The organism is Emticicia fontis (assembly GCF_054779675.1).
The window spans coordinates 21,507-43,570 of record NZ_BAAGXU010000029.1 but is presented as its reverse complement, the minus strand read 5'-3'; the positions used below and the strand labels follow the sequence as shown (position 1 = coordinate 43,570).

Annotated in this window: 14 protein-coding genes and 1 tRNA gene; 10 read left to right on the top strand and 5 right to left on the bottom strand. The window is 39.8% G+C overall.

Features of this window, described 5'->3' with window-relative positions:
• Positions 1-229: 229 nt before the first annotated feature.
• The 3 genes from ACYVFA_RS14795 to nirB all read right to left on the bottom strand — a co-directional run bounded on the left by ACYVFA_RS14795 (position 230) and on the right by nirB (position 3,403).
• Positions 230-303, bottom strand: a tRNA-Asn gene (locus ACYVFA_RS14795).
• A 178-nt stretch (positions 304-481) separates the two neighbouring features.
• Positions 482-832: a nitrite reductase (NAD(P)H) small subunit family protein gene (gene nirD, locus ACYVFA_RS14790; RefSeq protein WP_460472614.1), complete on the bottom strand. Its 351-nt coding sequence runs from the start codon at positions 830-832 to the stop codon at positions 482-484.
• A 30-nt stretch (positions 833-862) separates the two neighbouring features.
• Positions 863-3,403, bottom strand: coding sequence for a nitrite reductase large subunit (gene nirB, locus ACYVFA_RS14785; protein ID WP_460472613.1), 2,541 nt, complete (start codon positions 3,401-3,403; stop codon positions 863-865).
• A 346-nt stretch (positions 3,404-3,749) separates the two neighbouring features.
• Here nirB and ACYVFA_RS14780 point away from each other — a divergent pair, with 346 nt between their 5' ends.
• The 3 genes from ACYVFA_RS14780 to ACYVFA_RS14770 are packed head-to-tail and all read left to right on the top strand — an operon-like array spanning position 3,750 to position 6,753.
• Positions 3,750-4,736: an Ig-like domain-containing protein gene (locus ACYVFA_RS14780; RefSeq protein ID WP_460472612.1), complete on the top strand. Its 987-nt coding sequence runs from the start codon at positions 3,750-3,752 to the stop codon at positions 4,734-4,736.
• Positions 4,737-4,776: 40 nt separating this feature from the next.
• The gene (locus tag ACYVFA_RS14775; protein ID WP_460472611.1) at positions 4,777-5,358 is read left to right on the top strand and encodes an RNA polymerase sigma factor; all 582 of its coding nucleotides are present in this window, start codon (positions 4,777-4,779) and stop codon (positions 5,356-5,358) included.
• 6 nt (positions 5,359-5,364) lie between these two features.
• Positions 5,365-6,753 (top strand): hypothetical protein, encoded by a 1,389-nt coding sequence (locus ACYVFA_RS14770; protein WP_460472610.1) that lies wholly within the window; start codon positions 5,365-5,367, stop codon positions 6,751-6,753.
• Between the two features lie 3 nt (positions 6,754-6,756).
• On the opposite strand, the gene ACYVFA_RS14765 is transcribed toward ACYVFA_RS14770, so the two are convergent.
• Complete coding sequence (locus ACYVFA_RS14765; protein WP_460472609.1) at positions 6,757-7,413, bottom strand: response regulator; 657 nt, start codon at positions 7,411-7,413, stop codon at positions 6,757-6,759.
• A gap of 1 nt (position 7,414) precedes the next feature.
• On the bottom strand, positions 7,415-8,857 hold the full coding sequence (locus ACYVFA_RS14760; protein ID WP_460472608.1) for an ATP-binding protein: 1,443 nt from the start codon (positions 8,855-8,857) through the stop codon (positions 7,415-7,417).
• Positions 8,858-9,147: 290 nt separating this feature from the next.
• On the opposite strand from ACYVFA_RS14760, the gene cobA reads away from it, so the two are divergent.
• The 7 genes from cobA to ACYVFA_RS14725 all read left to right on the top strand — a co-directional run bounded on the left by cobA (position 9,148) and on the right by ACYVFA_RS14725 (position 22,044).
• On the top strand, positions 9,148-9,921 hold the full coding sequence (cobA, locus tag ACYVFA_RS14755; RefSeq protein WP_460472607.1) for a uroporphyrinogen-III C-methyltransferase: 774 nt from the start codon (positions 9,148-9,150) through the stop codon (positions 9,919-9,921).
• Positions 9,922-10,664: 743 nt separating this feature from the next.
• Positions 10,665-12,200, top strand: a complete 1,536-nt coding sequence (locus ACYVFA_RS14750; protein WP_460472606.1) for an alginate export family protein — start codon at positions 10,665-10,667, stop codon at positions 12,198-12,200.
• Positions 12,201-12,247: 47 nt separating this feature from the next.
• Complete coding sequence (locus ACYVFA_RS14745; RefSeq protein WP_460472605.1) at positions 12,248-13,549, top strand: NarK family nitrate/nitrite MFS transporter; 1,302 nt, start codon at positions 12,248-12,250, stop codon at positions 13,547-13,549.
• Positions 13,550-13,734: 185 nt separating this feature from the next.
• The gene (locus tag ACYVFA_RS14740) at positions 13,735-17,259 is read left to right on the top strand and encodes a molybdopterin-dependent oxidoreductase (RefSeq protein ID WP_460472604.1); all 3,525 of its coding nucleotides are present in this window, start codon (positions 13,735-13,737) and stop codon (positions 17,257-17,259) included.
• Between the two features lie 93 nt (positions 17,260-17,352).
• Positions 17,353-19,179, top strand: coding sequence for a PKD domain-containing protein (locus ACYVFA_RS14735; RefSeq protein ID WP_460472603.1), 1,827 nt, complete (start codon positions 17,353-17,355; stop codon positions 19,177-19,179).
• A 19-nt stretch (positions 19,180-19,198) separates the two neighbouring features.
• Positions 19,199-20,665, top strand: a complete 1,467-nt coding sequence (locus ACYVFA_RS14730) for a rubredoxin (RefSeq protein ID WP_460472602.1) — start codon at positions 19,199-19,201, stop codon at positions 20,663-20,665.
• Between the two features lie 101 nt (positions 20,666-20,766).
• Positions 20,767-22,044, top strand: coding sequence for a TlpA family protein disulfide reductase (locus ACYVFA_RS14725; protein ID WP_460472601.1), 1,278 nt, complete (start codon positions 20,767-20,769; stop codon positions 22,042-22,044).
• Positions 22,045-22,064 lie beyond the last annotated feature (20 nt).

Here is a 22,064-nt window from a genome sequence, read left to right as displayed (position 1 = left end):
ATAGACTTACCAAAATCTATGCTTAACTTTATTCGCCCCACAGGTTTTAGGCTTGACCCGTTGATCCTCTGTAACTCTCTTGCATCTGTCTCTTCTTAAAATGCAAAGGTCAAGATTATTTTACTTCCCCACAACTTTTAGGGTTGATCCAACTTTACACACTAAATAAAAAAATACAATAAAAAAGCCTCATAATCAATTGATTAAGAGGCTTTTTTATTGTTTGTTGCTCCCGAAGCTGGGCTCGAACCAGCGACCCTCTGATTAACAGTCAGATGCTCTAACCGACTGAGCTATTCGGGAATCTTTTGCCGCGACTCCTTTGTCTGAAATCGTGGTGCAAAATTAGGCTTTTCAGGTATATGTGTCAACTAAAATTTAAAAAAAATTTTAATTTTTCTTTAGGCTCAACCCCTCTATACACCCGAAAAGTCTTATGGTCAAGGCTTTAGACGGTTAAGAAAATGTTAGAATTTTTTCTCTAAACACCTATAAAAACTAAATTGCCCTCCACTTTTACCGGATAAGTCATGATTTTGTAATCCTCATCACTCATACATTTGCCTGTTTCCAACGAAAAAGTTTTTTTATGAAATGGACAAGCCACCTTTGGTTCTCCACCTTGGGTGCCTATCATGCCTCTTGAAAGTACCATTTGTTGTTTATGGGGACAAAGGTTCTGCGTGGCAAACCATTCGTTGCGACGAGAAAAATTATAGATAGCTATTTGTTCGCCATCTATTAATACACAAGCGCCTCCGTTTTCGGGTATATCTTCAATTTTGCAGGCTTGTTTCCAACTAATTGCTATTGCTGTATCTGAAAGTACCATAATTGTTCTGTGTTTCGATGTTGATAAAGATTATGCTGTTACTTTGTTCCAATCAGTAGCCATTACCTGGTCTCTTAATGGTTCATATTTCACGTTCGGGTCTTTTACCTCCGGTGCATTCACGAAATGCACGAAGCGCTTGCGGATTTCAGGCGTTTCAACAGCTTCTTTCCACTCACATTGGTAGTTATTTACCAACGTCTGCATTTCTTTTTCTAAATCATCACAAATACCTAAGCTATCATCAATAATTACAGATTTCAGATAGGCAATTCCTCCATCCATTTTGTTCAACCAAGTAGCCGTGCGGGTCAATGGCTCGGCTGTTTTGATATAAAACATCAGGAAGCGGTCAATCAATTTCAGACACATTTCGCTACTCAAGTCAGTAGCCAATAATAAGGCATGTTGTGGTTTTGATCCACCATTGCCACATACATATAAGTTCCAGCCTTTTTCAGTAGCAATAATACCAAAATCTTTGCTCTGCGCTTCGGCACACTCACGGATACAGCCTGATACCGCCGATTTCAATTTGTGCGGCGAACGAAGTCCCTTATAACGATTCTCTACTTCAATGGCAAAGCTCACTGAGTCTTGTACGCCAAAGCGACACCAGGTTGTACCTACGCAACTTTTTACGGTACGTAATGATTTCCCGTAGGCATGGCCGCTTTCAAAACCTGCAGCTATTAGCTCTTCCCATATTTGAGGTAAATCGCCTATATGTGCACCGAATAGGTCAATTCGTTGTCCGCCTGTGATTTTGGTATATAAACCATATTTCTGGGCAACCTGCCCAATTACAATCAGTTTTTCTGGTGTTATTTCGCCACCCGGAATACGTGGCACAACCGAATAAGTGCCGCCACGCTGAATGTTAGCCAGAAATCTATCGTTTGAGTCCTGAGAAGTCGCATTATCTTTTTGCAGAATCATTTCATTCCATAAACTAGCCAGTATGGACGCAATAGCAGGTTTACAAACCTCACATCCATCATCTTTCCCAAATTTATTCAATACCTCATCGTAGGTTCTGAGATCGTTAATTTTCACCAGATTGAATAATTCCTGGCGCGTATAATCAAAATGCTCACACAGAATATTTCTGATATAAATACCCTGTGCCTTCATTGTGCCCTGCACAAGGTCTTTTACCAGTGGCACGCAACCTCCGCACCCTGTGCCTGCTTTTGTACACTTCTTAATGCCATCAATGGTAGTAACTTTGTTCTCAACAATCTCGTGGCAGATACGTCCTTTAGAAACTGCTTCGCATGAACAAATCAATGCCTCATCAGGCAATGCCATCACGCCTGCACCACCGTCAGATTCTCCGCCTCTGCTGCCTAAAATCAAATCTTTCGGATCTTTCGGTATCACCAAGTTATTGATGGTGGTCTGCAAAAGCATATTGTATTGCTCTGCATCGCCAATCAGGATACCGCCAAGCAGACTTTTGCCATCAACAGAGATATTAATTCTCTTATAAACCCCTTTCGATTTGTTTTCGTAAACAATCGTCTGGCAATCAGGTTCCTGAATAAACGGATTCCCGAAACTGGCTACATCAACTCCAATCAGTTTTAATTTGGTTGACATATCGAATGAGACAAACGTTTTTCCTTCCGAACCAGCCATTTTAGTTAGATTAGTAGCCACTACCTCTGCCATATCATAACCAGGTGCTACAAGGCCATATATCATATGATTGTGCAACGCGCATTCACCAACGGCAAAAATGTTCGGGTCAGAGGTCTGTAAATGATTATTCACCACAATTCCTCCCCGGCTACCAACTTCCAGGCCTGCCAACCGAGCTACTTCATCTCGGGGTTTAATACCTGCTGAAATCACCAGCATATCAACGTCCAGTTTTGACCCGTCGGCAAAACTCATACCTCTGATTGCATCGTCGCCTGTAATTTCTTGTGTATTTTTTGATAAATGTATTTTCAGACCCAATGATTCCAGTTTGGTTTTGAGCATATCAGAACCCAATTGGTCAATCTGCCTTGGCATCAGTTTGGGTGCAAATTCAATCACATGAATCTCTTCTAAGCCCAGGTCTATCAAGGCTTTTCCTGCCTCTAAACCTAATAAGCCACCACCAATTACAGCACCTTTTCGGGCTTTTACTGCATGGCTTTGCATCATTTCCAGGTCCTCAATGGTGCGATATACAAAAACACCCTCTTTTTCAATACCCGGAATCGAAGGCACAAAAGGAGCAGAGCCTGTAGCCAATATCAGATAGTCATAAGGTACAGAAAGGCCATGATGTGATAAAACCGTTTTGTTTTCGCGATCAATATGCGTAATCGGATCAGAGAGATGAATCTGGATATTGTTGTCGAAATACCAGTCTAAAGGAGCGAGTGTGAGGTCTTCGGCAGTTTTGCCTGCAAAATATTCACTGAGATGTACACGGTCGTAAGCAGGTCGAGGCTCTTCACCAAATACGGTGATTTGAAAGAAATCAGAGCCTTTAGCTATGAGTTTTTCGCAAAACTTATAGCCCACCATGCCGTTGCCCACCACAACGACACGGCGTTTAGTTCCGTTTGTCATTTTGAATTATGTTTACCTACGTTTGCCCGTTTCTAGTCTGAAATTTCCCCCAGATCAGACTAAAAATGGTGTTAATTAATTTGTTGAAAATGAGTATAAATACTTATTTCTTCTCAAATATACTTATGCAATTTTAATATCCAAATTTTTATTTGGTAAAATTCATAAATTTTCTGTTTGTGTTTTGTGAATTGTACTTAATGCAGAATAAATAGGAATAAAGAATATAATGTGTTTATAGAAAAAAAAGTAGAACTTGATACTCTTTGAAAAAATAGAATTAATTCAGATAGTTTTTAAACCCTATTCTTCATTTTTGTGTCATCATTAAAAAGACCTGACTTTCATGTTTCGAAAGCTAAAAATATTCCTCTTGCAAAAAACGGTTAACCAGATAGTGTTGAGTTTCTGTCTGTTAGCTTTGCTGATGGGCGCCTGCGATAAAGTGAGTCTTAGTACCGGCCCACCCCAGGGAGTTGGAGAAAACCCTAATGATATTTTTTATACTACTAAAGACCCTATCACTATTAATCCGACTTCTTTAGATGGACTTGAAAACGCCACACAAATCAGTATTACACAAAATCCGTTGTATGGCGAAGCAAAATTTACTGATAATGGTCTGGTATATTATAAGTTTACAAGTACTACCAATATGAATAGGGATAACCTGGTTCTGAGAGCAAAAACACAATCAGGTAGCATGGTTGACAAACAGGTGGTATTTAATATTATGGCTTCGGCACAAGACTTACCCTGTTTTGCAGGAGCCATAGGCGACAGGGTGGAGTTAGAAGCATCATCGTCTGTAATACTCAACGTAACCAGTAACGATAAAACCTGTACAACAATCAGTTCGCTGCAAATGGAAATACCACCCAAGCATGGAACAGCTACGATTCAGGAACAAAAGATTGTTTATACAGCCGAGAAAGATTATGTAGGTGACGACGCATTCATGTATCGCATAGGTATTCCTAATACCAAAAACCCGGTTGCTCCGGTTGAACTAACTATTGTCGAGCCAAAGGCTTGTCAGGAAGGTATCAAAGATGATTTATTGAGCCTGTCGAATTACGTGTTGGGTTCTAATATTGCCATTGATATTTTGCAGAACGATGTGATTTGTTCACTATATAGCAAGGCAACACTCAAAATTGTATCACAGCCACAATACGGAAAAATAAGTATCGATACCACCAGTTTCGATAAACCTGTGATTCTTTATAAGGCAGATAAGAGTTTTTCAGGAAACGATACTTTTACCTATGGCCTATATCGTGACGATACCCATTTTGTACAGGCGAAAGTTTCTGTTTCGATTAAACCATAAAATATAGCATAGCTTTTAAAACCAATAAGACTATTTAAACTTGCTTACTGACGAGGAGGTTTTCAGAGGTTGTTTGAAAAACGACCGCAAAGCGCAGGCGACTTTTTATCAGCGATATAAAAGTCGTTTTTTTGGCGTTTGCTGGCGTTATGCCAATAGCCGGGAAGACGCCGAAGATATTTTTCAGGAAGCATTAATTAAGGTTTTTAAGCATATAAAAGAGGTAAGAGACGCCAAAGACGTTTCGGCATGGGTAAGGAGAATCATCGTAAACACAGCCATCAATCATTACCGGAAACAGGTAGAATTTGCCGATATTAATACTTTAACTGATGATGTATTATTACCCTTTGACAATAATGACGACATACTGATGCAACTGAACAATAAGGAATTGATGGAAGTATTGAGCGGTGTATTATCAGAACTACCCAATGGAGCAAGAATCGTATTCAATATGTATGTAATGGAAGGATATACGCACCCCGAAATTGCCCATCAATTACAGATTGCCGAAGGAACCTCGAAATCACAATTGTTTTTCGCTAAGAAATACATACAAGAGAAGCTAAAAAAAAAGGGATATAGTGCCCTAGATACAATAAAAATGACTCATGTTTAAAAAGCAATGAATAAGCCTAAAGATAAAATAGAAGAACTTTTTCAGAATCACCTTGATGATTTTGATAAAATGCCTGACGACAGCCTATGGGCTGACATAGAGGCAAATCTTCCGCCTGTGGCTACGCCCGTATACAAACACTGGAGATGGGGTCTTGCAGCGGCCTTATTGTTGTTTTCATTGATAGGCTACGTAGCCTATGAAACATTCAATGATAAGCCTCAATCAGGTTTAATTGGTTTAAAAGAAAACTCACTAAAAAGTTCTACTGATTCACAAAGGAAGATAAACAATAAAGGCACAAAAACAACACTAGAAGCAAATAGAATTAAATTAACAGAAGAAGAGAAGGAAAACGAAATAGAAGCGCTTGGCAAGGCTAAAAACGATAAAGAAAGTGTAATTAAGAATTTAACACCAAACGAGAACATCGCAGATAATAGTGGGGTAGGGAAAAGACAAAAGAATAAAATTTCAATTAGCCCGAACTATGCTTCAAAATCAACCGCGTTGATTGTTAAAAAAGAAGACGTTAAAAACACTAATCAAAACAGAACAATCGTAGAACAAGATTCCGATAATCAAATAGTTATTACATCAGGCATTGACAGCCAAGTGAAAGATAACCAGTCTGTCATTGCCGCAGAAGGAGAAAATAATACTCAACAGGTTACTGCATTTGAAAATACCGAACGGCTTTCAGATGTTAACTATCTGGCAAATCGTAGTGATATAACCAATCATGAAATCCCTCTGAATACGCATATAACTTATGAAGCTGAATATCAGCCAAAAGAACAAAAAGAGAACTTTTTCAAAGCTCCAACAGAGGTATATCTTTCATTAACTCCTTCATTAAACTACTATCGGGTATTTTCTAATACCATGATTAATCAGTTTAATGGTGCTAATAATGGCGGTCGGGTAGGCTGGGCTGTGCAGGCAGGAGCCGTTTATCCGCTCAAACTCAGAAGATTTAATTACAGAGTAGGATTAAGCTATTTCTCGGCACAATCTAATTTCAGATATAATGTGGTAAACAGGACACAAATGCCTGTTCGCTTGGATAATAATACCTTCGAATACGTAAATGTCGAAAGCTTGCAGTCTGAATCCAGAAAATGGCAGGTGCTGGAAATTCAGAATGACCTGATGTATAAAGTAAGACCCATGCAAGATTTCATTCTGGGTTTTAAGGCAGGCAGCAGCTTTACCGAAAAGCCAGTGTTTGACGCCTATACAGGCTATCGTTTCAGCAGGCAAGTCAGCAACCGCCAGATTTTGTGGATAGAAGCGGCTTATGCTTACGCCATCAATGCCCAGAAGTCAACTAATAATACATTCTCTTATCATATGGATAAGTATAGTTTGAGAATTGGTTTGAATTTCAGGTAGAGTTTATTCCACTGCCAACCGAACTAATTCAGCCGTATTCTTTACCTGTGTTTTGCGCAGAATATTTGCCCGATGGTTAGAAACTGTCCGAACACTCAATTTGAGTTTTTCAGAGATTTCCTGGCTGTTGAGTCCCTCTACAATATAGTTAAGAATTACTTTCTCTTGCTTAGACAATACATTCACAATGGCTGAGGCTTCTTTGCTGGTTGATGAGCCATTATTTTTCTTCTGATTCATCAATCCATCAATAATCATGGCCGATACCGTAGGAGGGAAGTATTTATTTCCACTGGCAACCGTATCCAAGGCTCTCAGGATTTCCTCTTTGCTGGTATCTTTCAGCAGATAACCCATTGCCCCGTTTTCAACGGCCTGTACCATATACTCCTGATTATTATGCATTGAAAAAATGATAGACCTCACCGCAGAATATTTCTGGGAGATAATTTTAGCTACTTCAAATCCCGTCATTTTGGGCATAGACAAATCCAATAGTATAATATTAGGCTTAAGGTCTTTGATGCCCTCAAGCGCCTCAATTCCATCTGAGGCTTCTCCAACAATGTCAATATTTTCCTCATCTTCTAATAGGTTAATAATTCCCTTGCGTACGACAGCGTGGTCGTCTACAATCATTAGTTTAATTTTGTTTGCCATTTTAATTCGGGATTTTCACAGTTATCTGGGTTCCTTTTGTTGATTTTGCTTGTATTGTCATTTGCCCGCCCAATAAGCGTACACGTGTTTGCATATTAGACAGACCATTGTTGATGATTGTTTCTTTCTTTACTTTTTTTTCGTCAAAACCCACCCCATTATCGCTGATACTCAATTCAATGGCTGATTTATTTTTCTTTAAAATCACCTTTGCCTCTGTGGCCTTCGAGTGCTTGATAATATTATTCAGCGCTTCCTGTGCTATCCTATACAGATTCACTTCCAGATTACTATTAAGCCTTGTTTGCCCGTAATTGCTTTCATAAGTTACGGGTACATTACTGGTCTGAGTAGTATGCTCTGCCAATAAACGGATAGCCGCTCCAAGTCCGAAATCTGTCAATATCGGTGGCATCAGGTTAAATGATACCAGCCGGGTAGCCTCTATGGTTTCCTCAATCAGCTTGCTGTGTTCTTCAAAAGTCTTTCGCTGTTTATCGTTGGCAAAAGGTAAATCTTTCAGTTTTTCGCTGTGCAATCTTAATCCCGTCAGCATTTGCCCAATCCCATCATGCAATTCTCTTGATAACCTTCTGCGTTCTTCTTCCTGCCCCTCCATCAACGCACTTGACCGCACATTGTCTTCTTTCCGTACCAATTCATATTTCTCTTCAGTAATCTTTACCAAATCTCGCTGCATTTCCAGTAATTTCTGATTAGAAATACTCAATTCCTGGTTCTTTTCTTGTAGAGCTTCTTCTGAATTGATTAGTTTTCTGATTACCTCTTTAATATAGACTGTCAACGGTTTAAAAATCAGCAAGCCTTCTAATAATAAAATAGTAATGGTAAGTATAAACAAGAACAATTCAATATTACGAACCCTGTTTACCCGCTCATGCGACTCTAAATCATACTGAAACACAATGCGGTCCATCTTGTTCAGAAAAAGCCGCTCATTGGCTAGTATTTCATCAAGAACCAGTTTCTTATCAAAGGATTGGTTATTCAGTATCAATTCCAGTTGCCCTTTTATCTTCAGAAAAACCGGATTTAACTCTTTCATCATCCCCGTAATTTTCTGCGAATTCTTCACCGCCACCTCTCTCTCAACCTCCAGCTTTCCATTTATCAAGCCCTCATGGCATTTATTCCAGAGTGCCAATGTCTCGGCAAAGTCTCTTTTATAGAAGGATGCCTCTTCTGAAAACCTGTCTGTATTGGTGAGCAGAATTGCCATTTTCGATAAACGTTGGCTCAACATCCGCTGCCTTCCGGCTATATTTACTACATGAGCATCGTTTAGCGTATCCTCCAAAGACTCTTGTATAAGTATCTGCCCACTTATTGAAAGAACGGCTACCGCAGTCAGGGCAAGAATGTAAAATCTGGTCAGACGTTGGGTAACCTGTTGCTCGAGTGTAGGCATTTTTATGAGTATCATCGCTTAGATTTCATAGAAATATAACATAAAAAAAACCTTCATCCAACGTTATTGCATAGATTCTTGATAGTTTTTTATTATTTATCAAAAAAATACTATTCATTAAATTGAGTATTTTTACTTATTTGTATTTTTCTTATTTTAGTTTTGAATTATTATAGTTTTTACAAATATTATTCTGATATTATTTGTATTGATAAAATTATCTTCTACATTTATTCATTATTAATAAATAGATAATCCGTGTCTCAACGCGATTTTCATTTTACGACTGAATATAAATAACTAAAATGCAAGCAAAACTGACACTCGTGGGGGCGGGTCCAGGCGATGCCGAACTCATCACACTCAAAGGTATCAAAGCCTTACAAAAGGCCGACGTAGTTTTATATGATGCCTTAGCCAATCATTCCTTACTGGAATACGTGCCTGACAATGCCCTAGTGGTAAACGTAGGTAAACGGAAAGGGCAACATTCCTACGCCCAGTTTGAAATCAACGAAATGATTGTTGAATATGCCTTGAAATTCGGGCATGTAGTGCGCCTAAAAGGTGGTGACCCTTTTGTATTTGGCAGAGGTTATGAAGAGCTGGAATATGCCCGTGCCTTTGGTATCGAAACCGAGGTAATACCAGGTATATCAAGTAGTGTAGGCGTAGCAGGTGTCAATCAGATCCCGATTACGCATCGCGACATCGCACGTAGTTTCTGGGTAGTAACAGGCCACACCAGCGATGGCTTATTACCTAATGATTTAAAACTGGCAGCTCAATCATCCGCTACGGTAGTGATATTGATGGGTATGAGTAAATTAGAAGAAATTGTAGCCATTTTTAGCGAAAATGGTAAAAAAGATATGCCAATTGCTATCATTCAGAACGGGACTACACAAAAGCAAAAGTCTTTATTCGGGCAAGTAAATGATATTCAGAGTAAAGTACATAAGTCAGGAATAACTAATCCAGCAGTCATTATCATAGGAGAGGTAGTAAGCCTGCATCCAGAATATGTAGAGACTTATGTTGAGAATTTAGTGGTTGGGTGGTCTTCGCCTGATGAATGAGCGATTGGGTGATTGTCAAATATTATTATACTTTGAAAAAATATACAATTGCTCAGTCGTGCTTAGTAATAATTATCTTCATAATACTTGCTTGATTTAAGTAAAATAGCTTCGCATGAATTTGTCAGGAAAATGCCTAGCTAGTTGAACAGTGATTCGTTAATTTATTGCTGGATTACTCTCTCTTCTTGTTTATTCTATGCTGGAATTTACATCACAATGCTTATGCATCTTTGGGGTATAAATTGTATTTTTTTTATATATATTCATTGTGTGACATGAATGTAAAAATGTGAAAAAATGATTTTTTTTGGTTTAAAAAATACCTTTTAATGGATATAAAAATTGTATTTTTCTAAAAACAAGTTTCAGATTTAAAGGAATATTGAATAAAAGTGTTAATAATGGTAAAAATAAGTGTAAAATGATTTTGAGTATAAAATATTATTTTTTACATTTGACTAAGCAAAGAAAATTATTTACTTATTAAGTATTTTTACTTATATAATATTTGGATAGTGGGGGCTATCAAAATATTATATTTCACAACCATTTTTAACACTTAACAATTAAAAACGCTATGCAAACGTAGGAAAACAACCACAAAAGCACAAATAGTGTCGATTGTCGAGGTGGGGGCTTCGATTTTCGACCAACAAAAAAGCCGACCTGATATGGGGGTATCAGAATCGGCAACGAATCGCAAAACGTAGGTATTTGTTCACAATTCAACATCAAAGCAAATGAAAAAAAATCTATTACGCAAATTTGCATTGGCACTTTTCTTCATTGCGTACTTTACAGGAGTTTCGTATTCACAATTTTCACTCACAGGTCAACTTAGAACTCGTACTGAAATCAGAGATGGATTAGGTAATCTGGCTTTGATTGGTTCTAAACCTGCCGCTTTCACATCGCAACGAACCCGCCTGACTTTTGGCTACAAATGGGATAGAGTAAATCTGGGCGTATCAGTACAAGACGTTCGGGTATGGGGGCAGGATGCCTCGTCTATCTCTAACAGCGATGGTGCCAGATTAGCCGTGCATGAAGCCTGGGCAGAAATTGTTCTCGCTAATGCAGCCGACACCAGTTTTAAATTCAAAGCCTTACAGAACCTTTCTCTAAAAATCGGCCGTCAGGAATTAGTTTATGATGATGTCCGCCTTTTAGGAAATCTGGATTGGCTGCAACAAGCTCGTCGGTTTGATGCTGCCTTACTCAAAGCCCAACACAAAGGCTGGGCATTGGATTTCGGTGGCGGATTTAACCAGAATTCTGATGCTTTCGGAGCAAACGGTACTTATTATGTAGGCGGAAATGTGCCAACATCGGCATTATCTACCAAAAATGTAAGCCTTACTATTCCGACAGGATTTCTGCCAACTGCTACAAAAGGTGGTAGCCCTGTGCTACTTAATGCCGTGAGTACCAACGGGCAGAATCAGATGTTTAAGTCTTTTCAGATGGCTTATCTGGCACGCAAGTTCCAACAAACCAAACTATCGGTTTTGTTTTTCAAGGATGATTTTTCGAAGTTTCGTATAGATAGTATCGGTAGTTCGGCAAATGGCTATGTATATGGCCGCCGGTATGATGTAACAGGTGTCAACTCACGCCTGACTTATGGAGCTATGCTTACAGGAATTAACAGCCTGACTAAACTACATAAAGTACAATGGCAGTTATTTGGCTACCTGCAAGCAGGCAAAGACCGTGATGGACTGGCGATAAAAGGCGCGTATCATTATGGCGGTAACTTTATGATTCAACGCGGCGGATTGAGCTTTGGGCCTGGATATGAAGTGCTTTCAGGCAACGATGGCTTCAACCTGAAAGCAGGAGAAACGCACCGTTTTGACCCATTATATGGCACGCCGCACAAGCACTGGGGCTATATGGATTATTTCTATGTAGGCACGGGCTCGCCTGCGGGTGGGTTACAGGATGCTTTCTTTAAGTTTAAGCATGTAAACAAACGCCTGACCAGTACTCTGGATATTCATTATTTTGCGCTGGCTTCTGCTACACCAAACAAAACATCAGATGCTCCGGCAGGTTCGAAAATCAACCCGATGCTGGGTTTAGAATATGATTTAGTGCTCAACTACACCCTCAATAAATTTACAACTATTGAGGCAGGCTACGCCCTGATGCAAGGCAACAACAGCCTTGAATATGTGAAACAGAATTCGATGGACAAAACCCGAAAAACCGGTCAATGGGGTTACCTGATGCTTAATATTCGTCCTGAATTCTTTGCGTCTGCCAAAAAATAGGTAAAGGTTTTCCAACAATCATTCATTATCTAAACGAACAGAATATCATGAAATCGATTATAAATAAACCATTAGAAAAACTAAATATTTTTGATTTTTCAAGCGTACAAATGCGTACGTTCCATGTTACCTGGCTTACTTTCTTCATGTGCTTTTTTGGCTGGTTTGGTTTGGCACCTTTGATGCCAACGATCAGAGAAGATTTAGGATTGAGCAAAGCACAGGTAGGGAATACACTCATTGCAGCCGTATCGGCCACTATCATTGCCCGATTAATCATTGGTCGCCTTTGCGATACCTGGGGACCCCGCAAAACCTATACAGCTTTATTAGTGCTTTGTTCTATTCCGGTTTATCTGGTAGGTTTATCGCATAGTTACGAAACGTTTCTATTGTTCCGTCTGGCTATCGGAGTTATCGGTGCTTCGTTTGTGATTACCCAATATCATACCTCCGTTATGTTTGCGCCAGGCATTAAGGGTACTGCCAATGCAGTAGCCGGAGGTTGGGGTAACTTAGGCGGAGGTATCACCAATATGTTAATGCCTTTGATTTTTGCAGGTATTGTAGGCTTAGGTTATACCAAAGGTGAAGCATGGCGTTTGGCGATGATTGTACCGGGTACTTTATTATTAGTTTGTGCCTTTTTGTACTACAAATTTACACAAGATACACCCGCCGGAAACTATGAAGATATTCGCCGTGAAGTAGCACAAAAAGAGAAACCAAATACATGGGAAGTAGTAAAAGACTGGCGGGTATGGGCTTTGGCTATTTCGTATTCTATCTGTTTCGGTATGGAGATTACTTTCGATAACGTTGCGGCTCTTCACTTTGTTGACAATTTTGGAGTTGACCAGAAGATGGCAGGTTTACTGGCAGGTATGTTTGGCTTCATGAATATTTTCGCCCGTGCATTAGGGGGTATCTGGGCTGATAAAATCGGTAAAAAGAATGGCTTAACCGGAAAAGGTCGCTTGCTAGCTTGTTTAATTGCCATCGAGGGCATTGGTCTGGTATTCTTTGCCAGTTCAACTACATTGCCTATTGCCATTGCATCTATGATATTATTTGCGCTATTCCTGAAGATGGCGAATGGTGCTACTTATGCACTGACACCATTTATTAATGCAAAAAATGTAGGGATGGTAGCAGGAATCGTAGGTGCCGGAGGAAATATCGGTGGTATGCTCATGGGCTTCCTGTTCAAATCAGAAAACCTGACTTACGCTGATGCCTTTAAGTATATTGGAATTGCAGCCGTCGGGGCAGCAATATTAATAGCAGTCACAAAATTCGGTGCGAAAGATAAAGTAGAGAAGGCTGTTTTGGTGGAGGATTTGGTGTGAGAATAAGATTATTTTAAAGGGCTTTAATTAAATAATAAACTCCACGGCAGCGGCCGACCGCCCTAACCCTCCCCAACAGTGGGGAGGGAACTGAAAAGTCCCTTTCCCCATTGTTGGGTCGGACCGCCGAAGCGGAAAGGGATTTAGGGCGGCCGCGTAGGGAAAGGGGTTTAATCTCTCTAGTCATGCAAACCTTAAAGAAATACAAAACCACTTGCTGTTATTGCGGGGTTGGTTGTGGGATTGTAGTAACAGATACCGGCAATGGGAAGATTCATGTAGAGGGCGATAAAGACCACCCTGTCAACAGAGGTATGCTTTGTTCGAAAGGCATGAATCTGCATTATACTGCCAATGATAAGTCTGACCGTCTGTTATATCCACAGATGCGTATGAATAGGAGTATGCCCATGCAACAAGTAAGCTGGGATGAGGCACTGGAGCGTACCGCAGCTATTTTCAAGACTTTTATTACCAAATATGGGCCGGATTCAGTGGGGTTTTATGTTTCGGGGCAATGCCTGACAGAGGAATATTATTTATGGAATAAATTGATGAAAGGCTTTATTGGGTCTAATAATATAGATACCAATTCGCGCCTGTGTATGTCGTCGGCTGTAGTGGCTTATAAACTCTCATTAGGAGAAGATGCCGTTCCGGTTTGTTATGATGATATTGAGGCATCAGATTGTCTACTGGTTGAGGGAGCAAACCCTGCCTGGTGTCACCCGATATTATGGCGTAGGGTAGAAGCACACAGAGCAGCTAACCCTGATTTAAAGATTATTACCGTCGACCCACGTCGTACTCAAACTGCAACCTCGTCAGACCTGCATTTACAGATTAATCCAGGAACTGATGTTACATTGAATCATGCAATTGCACGTATTTTAATAGAAAATAACTGGATTGATATCGATTTTATAGTAAATCATACCGACGGATTTGCCGAGTATGAATTGAAAGTTTTTGAGCGTACTTTAGAAGAAGCAGCTTTGGTTTGTGGTGTTTCGGTATCTGACATACAAAAAGCTGCGTATTGGATTGCCAAAGCCAAGGGTTTCCTGTCTATGTGGACAATGGGTTTAAATCAATCAGTGATTGGTGTCAATAAAAACCTGTCATTAATTAACCTGAGCCTGATTACCGGCAAGATTGGCAAACCCGGCAACGGTCCGTTCTCCTTAACAGGTCAACCCAATGCTATGGGTGGGCGTGAGGTTGGAGGATTGGCTAATATGCTGGCATCTCACCGTGATATTCTGAACCCACAGCATCGGTCAGAAATGGAAAACTTCTGGGGTGGTACTAAAATCTCAGATAAAATGGGATTAACCGCTACCGAGATGTTTAAAGGTTTGGAGAGCGGCAAATTGAAAGCCATCTGGATAGCCTGCACGAACCCGATGGTGAGTTTGCCAGATGCAAAAATGGCAGAAATGGCCATGAAAAATGCAAGATTTGTAGTGGTACAAGACATTTCAAACAGAGCAGATACCATTCCCTTTGCCGATGTAGTTTTACCCGCTGCTGCATGGACAGAGAAAGAGGGTACCATGACTAATGCCGAACGCAGAATATCTTATCTGCACAAAATCAGCGAAGCACCGGGTGAGACTTTGCCTGATGCTGAAATTATCTGTCGCTTTGCCAAGAAAATGGGTTGGGGGGACAAATTCAACTACAAAAACTTCGGCGAGATTTACGAAGAATATACCCGCACCACGCAAGGAACTAATATTGATGTAACAGGTGTCAACTACGACTTACTAAAACAAAACACCGTACAATGGCCTTATCCTGCCAAGAATGGACAAGCCAAAGGCACACCAAGACTATTTGAAAATCATCAGTTTTATACGCCCAATCAAAGAGCAAAAATTCATGCCGTGCCTGATGAAAATGAATCGGAGCAAACGAATGAGGATTTTCCTTTGATTCTACTAACAGGCAGAATCAGAGATCAATGGCATACAATGACCAAAACAGGGCGTGTCAATAAACTGAAACAACATATACCTACACCATTTTTAGAAATTCATCCGAATGATGCACAAAGAAGAGGGATTGAAAATGATACAGTTGTAGAGATACTCAGTAAGAGAGGAAATGTAAAAGTAAAAGCCAAACTAACCGACGAGGTAAAGGAAGGTAATTGTTTCTTGCCAATGCACTGGGGGAGGATATTAGGCAATGATTTTGGCAGAGCAAATAACCTGACAAATAACCTAGTCGACCCAAAGTCAAAAGAACCTGATTTTAAATTCTCAGTAATTGAGGTAGTAAAGTATCAGAAACCTAAAGAAAAAATTATTGTAATAGGAGCAGGTTCAGCCGGATTAGGATTTATATCAACATATCGTAGCTTAAATCAGCGCGATGAAATTGAAGTTTTTTCAAAAGAAATCTATCCGTTTTATAACCGTGTCATGCTCCCTGACTATATCGGCGGTACTCAAACCTGGGAGCAATTGGTAAAACTAAGAGAAGATCAGTTTGAAGAAACTCACATCAAAGTTCATAAAGGAACAGGCATCGAGTACATTGACCGCAAAAACAAAGTAGTGGTTGATAGCAATGGTAATGAGCACCATTACGATAAGCTGTTTTTAGGCATGGGTAGTCGCGCCTTTATGCCTAAGAATTTCCCGCGTATAGGTGGCATATTTAATATGCGTAGCAGACTGGATGCCGATGCCCTGATGCCTTATGTGCAACCTAATAACCATGCAGTAATCGTTGGTGGTGGGTTATTAGGCTTAGAAATGGCAGCATCGCTAAGAGAAATCAATGTAAATGTAACGGTTATCCAAAGAAGTAGCCGCTTTATGGACAGACAACTGGATACTTTAGGTAGCGATATTCTGAATGAAGAGATTCTTGCCAGAGGCATTGATATTTATTATAACGATGAAGTAGAGCAAGTATATGGGAGCGAAAAATTGACAGGTGTCAGACTCAAGACAGGCGTTAAAATCAACTGCAATGCCTTGATTGTAGCGGCAGGCACAACCCCAAATATAGAACTAGCGAGAAGCGCTGGCTTGGCATGTAATAGAGGTGTAATAGTAAATAGCTATATGCAAACCTCTGACCCAGATATTTTTGCATGTGGCGAAATTGCCGAATGGGAGAAACAAATGTGGGGTATTACAGCCGCCGCCGAGCAACAATCGGGTATTGTAGCGAAATTTCTGGCAGGTGATTTATCATCGTATTACCAAGGGAGCCTTTCAATGAATATCCTCAAAATGCATGGTTTAAATCTATGTTCTTTAGGATTGGCCGAAATTCCATCTGATGGTCAAGGTTACGAAGAAATTGTATTCATAGATAAAGCCAAGCATTATTATAAAAAATGTATCGTACAAAACGACAGATTAGTAGGAGCAATTCTAATAGGAGATAAATCAGAGTTTTTAGAGTTTAAAGACCTGATAAGTAATGGAATTGAACTATCAGAAAAACGCCTGGCACTCTTGCGCTCAGGCAAGCCAGCTGAACCTGTCATTGGTAAACTGGTATGTTCGTGTAATAATGTCGGCAAAGGTAACCTCGAAAATGCTGTTACAGGAGGTTGCCAAGATTTGGCGCAACTCTGTCAGAAAACAGGTGCAGGTATGGGCTGCGGCTCTTGCCGACCAGAAGTTAAACTGATTCTGGAAAGTGCATTAACAAAGAAAAATGTAACAGAGAATTCATTAGCATAAGCCCAATAAATTTTATCAGGAATGTAGAGAGATTTTTTTCATCCAATAGGTATTTGATTAAATTTGTGTTTACACTTTTTTACTACTATTGTAATGAAAAATACTTTGTTGTGGCTCATGCTATTTTTAAATCTTTCTGCTATTGCACAAGAAAAATCATACGACGAATACAAAAAAGGCTCAAAAGGTGAGCACGCCTTATCGTCGGCTATTACCGTCATGCAATCGGGTATTGGCATAGAGCTAATAAAGCACCTGGATCACCTGCCTGTCAGAATTGTACATGACCCTGCTACCAATACCCTGTTTACCTGTAATATCGATGGCTGGGTATTTAAGGCTCCGATTGTGAACGGAATGATAGGAGACGTAAGTGGTTTCTTGCCACCCAATGAACATCAAATTAACTACTTGCAAGGCATGGTGTATTATAACAATACCTTTATTCTGGTAGGGAATCATAATAACCCCGAAAACTCAGACGGCTATGGCGTAGTTGAGAAATGTACGATTTTGCCTAATGGTGATCGCCAGTGGACAACCATGCTGACCACCGCCTTATATCCATCGTCGGGTACTTTATACGACCATGCTTTTGCAGGGGTATGTCTATCGCCTGATAAAGATTCTGTATACATAGCCAGCGGCTCTCGCACTGACCATGGCGAGGTAAAAAATTCAGGTAGTTATACAGGTTTAAGAGAAGTGCCAATCACGGCCAAAATTTATAGAATTCCGATTAATGCCAGCAATATTCATTTGCCTAATGATGAAAATGCCCTCAATGCGAGCGGTTATATATTTGCCAGAGGGGTAAGGAATGAATTTGATATGGCTTTTAATGGCGAAAAACGCTTATTTGGACTAGAGAATTCAGGTGATAGAGACGACCCTGAAGAAATGAACTGGCTGCGAAAAGATAAGCATTATGGATTTCCGTGGCGAATAGGAGGGAATGATACGCCCATGCAATATACGCCTTACAATGCTAGTGAAGATAAACTGATCTCTGCCGATGCATTGGCCAGAAATATATTCTATAACGACCCGGCTTATCCGGCAAGGCCATCAGGCGTAACATTTACAGAGCCCATTAAAAATTTGGGACCGGATGCAAATTGGGTCAGAAATCCATCGACAGGTGTTATGTATCAGGGCTCAGAAGTAACTACTTTTACAGGACACCGCTCTCCTGTAGGGCTGGTATTTGATGCAGATAGTACTCTACAGATGCCATACACGGGTTCAGGCTTTATGTTGGCTTATTCGCCAGAGGGAGATGATTTAGGATATTTGCCAAATGAAGACCCCGCAGGAGATTTATGTCATTTAAAATTGGTTTATGATGTTGCCAATAGTAATTATAAAGTACAAACAACCCGACTGATAAAAGGATTTGTTAAATTGACTGATGCCGAAAAAGTTGGTAACGTCATTTACGTAGTTGACTTTTCTGCTAACCTCTGGAAAGTTACCTTACCGAAACTAGAAGCACCAAGTACCAATTTTGTGGCTACCCAATCAGAGAATTGTTTAAATAAATTTACTTTTCAGAATCAGTCTGCCAATGAACCCATGACTTATACCTGGAATTTTGGGGATGGTAGCACTTCTATCGAAAAGAATCCTGTGCATCAGTATGCTAATGCCGGCAATTATACGGTAACACTCACCGCCAGAAATCCGCAAGGCATTCAACAAAAGCAGGTAAACGTATCGGTACAAACATCTTATAGTATCAGCAATCCGATTAGTGGTAATGTAACTATTCAGGGTGCGCTGTCTATTCAGGCCAATAACCTGATTTATTCGGGTGCTCAGGTAGTTTATAAAGCACAGAAGCAGGTCTTATTAAACCCGGGCTTTAAGGCAGATACTGGTAGCGTATTTGTTGGTGGTATTGGTGGATGTGACAACTGACAAACCTAAATTTTAATTTATGCGTGATTATTATCTCATACGAATCAATTTCAAAGGAGGAGTAGCTTCCCCTGCCGAAATGAAAGATATTCTGGCTGTGGCTGCGAGGTCGCAGGTAGAAGAGGTGCGCTTTGGCCTACGTCAGCAAATGCTGCTCAATGTGCCACATAGTTTTGGCAAATCGTTTGGCAAATCTATGGAAGCCTTGGAAGTCGATTTTCAGGTTGATAATAACGAATACCCTAATATAGTGAGTTCTTATGTGGCCGAAGAAGTATTCCAGAAGGGTAACTGGCTCACAGAGGGTATATATAAAGATATTCTGGATACTTTTGAGCATCGTCCAAAGCTGAAAATCAATATTTCTGATGCCGATCAGAGCTTTAGCCCGTTTTTCTCCGGCCATCTCAACTTTATAGCCTCACCCACACCCAATTTCTGGTATCTGTATGTAAGAATACCTAAAAGCAATTCTTTAGTCAGTTTTAAAAGGTTAGTTTTTTCAAATGAAATAGCCAAAATTTCTCAGTATTTAGAAGAGCAGATTCTTACACAAGAAAAAAACGAAAGTAAAGAGATAGAAGTGATGCTTGAAAACCTGCCAATGGCCATTTCAGCTCCTCTTGAAACAGAATTGGTTCCAGCTCGTTTTACATTACCTTATTACGAGGGCTTTAATCGTTATGGTAAAAAAACATGGTTGGGTATTTATCGCCGAAACGAAACTTTTTCGGTAGATTTTCTGATGAAAATATGCGCTTTATGTCAGGAAACAAAAATAGGGGAAATATGCCTGACTTCTTTTAAATCATTAATTATTAAGGGGATTCAGGAGACTGATAGATCGAAATGGAGTAGCGTACTATCAGCGTTTAATATCAATGTACGGCACGCAGCCAACGAACTGAACTGGCAAATTGAAGATGATTCAGATGTTGCACTGCAATTAAAATCAGCCCTGGTAAATCGTTTTGATGCGATTGATTTACGTACTTTTGGCCTATGTTTTGGTATCAAAACCCGCCCAAGAACAGAAGTTTATGCCTCTATTATGTTGATGAAAAGACGATTCAGACTTTTCAACTTAATTCCTTTATATTCAGTTTACGACATATCCTACACCGAAGACTTTAACCCAAACGGTCGTACAAAGAAGTACTTCGCCCAAGGTGTATGGCGCTTCAATGTGGATGAGCAATTGAGACGATGTGTATTAAAATACAACAAAATGATAGCCGAAAATCAGGTAAAAGCCGCTGGATTGAAAGACGACCATAAAACAAATGAAACGCTAATAGCCACTACCAAAGTGGTGCATCAATGCCCATGCTGCTTTACTATTTATGATAAAGATTTCGGTGATTTATTAAATAATATTCCGGCTGGCTTGCCTTTCGAAAATCTCCCCGATACATATACCTGCCCAACCTGTGAGACTGAGAAAAAAGGGTTTAAGGTATTGGAGGTAGCCGTTAATCTGGTGTAGAACGACATTTTTTTATTTTATATCAATCTTTGGCATAGATTTTCGTTTATTTGTTATTGAATCTGAGTGATAAGGACTTGACAATCTAACATGCCAGCGCTATGCTAAAGAAAATACTTTTATTATTACTGATACCCATCTTGTCTTCTGCTCAGGTTATTGGGTTTTCAAAGAACGATAGCACCGATATTTTTGCCCAATCAGGTGAAACAGAATTGATTAATCAACTGAAAGGATTGATGGAAGCGCCTGAAAGTCAGGCATTCATGACCGAGTTTAAAAAGAAATTCCCTGAGTCGTTCGAGAAAGAAGTTCGTTATAAGCAATTATTGGTAGCCAATGTAGATGATTGGGAGATGGGTTTGTACGACGAACGCAAAAACCAACTGGATTTCCTGAAAAACTATCCTGCAAAAGACAAACTTTCTGCCGATTTTCAGAAACTGGTCGAAAACAATATCCGCTGGAATTACTGGCATTTATTGCTGGCTTATTCTATCACCCGAAGCAATCTGGATACAAAACTGACTCGTGTAGTATCCTTACCCTCAGTAATGATTGAAGCCCTTGACCCACAAAAAGTACAGGATGAAAGCCTTTTGATTTCGGAGAGTTACCGTAATTTCCTGCCTTTTTTCGTTACTTATTTCAATTCACAGGAACAAAAATTTGTGAAATATGCGGATCAGGTAAAAGCTATTTCGGATAAAAACAACTATGCCCTGAAATACCTGAAAGGCAAGGTTTTAGACTATACCTTATCTAAAACAATTTATGATTATTGCGGACGCATCACTGCATCGGCAGCTAAATACTGGATTAGTCAGGTAGCATCAGACAATTATCGTAAATTATTAATCAATCACTGTCAGGAAACATTAAACAAGAAAGAAGAAGTTGCCAAAAAGAAAGAGGAGAAATCACAATCTCCTAAAGAGTTATTGAATACAGGCGATTATCCTGTCTTGACTGATTTAAACGGTAAGCAATTCAACTTTGCTAAATATAAAGGCAAAGTAGTTTATGTCGATTTCTGGGCTAGCTGGTGTGGCCCGTGCCGCCAGGAGTTTCCTTTTTCAAAAAAGATTCATGAATCGCTTACAGAGAAGCAAAGGAAAAATATTGTGTTTTTGTATATCTCTATCGATGAAGACCCGAATAACTGGAAAAACGCCGTTGAAAAACTACAACTCAATAATGGCGAACACGGATATTCGGAAGGTGGCTGGGCATCAGAAATGGTCAGGAAATACCAAATCAACAGCATTCCTCGTTATATGATTATCGATAAAAACGGAACAATTGTTCAACCGAATGCCGTTCGCCCGAGTAGCCCCGATACTTTAGACATTTTATTGAAGCTGATAGGGGTTTCGTAAGCCAAGGCATAGGGAATTAA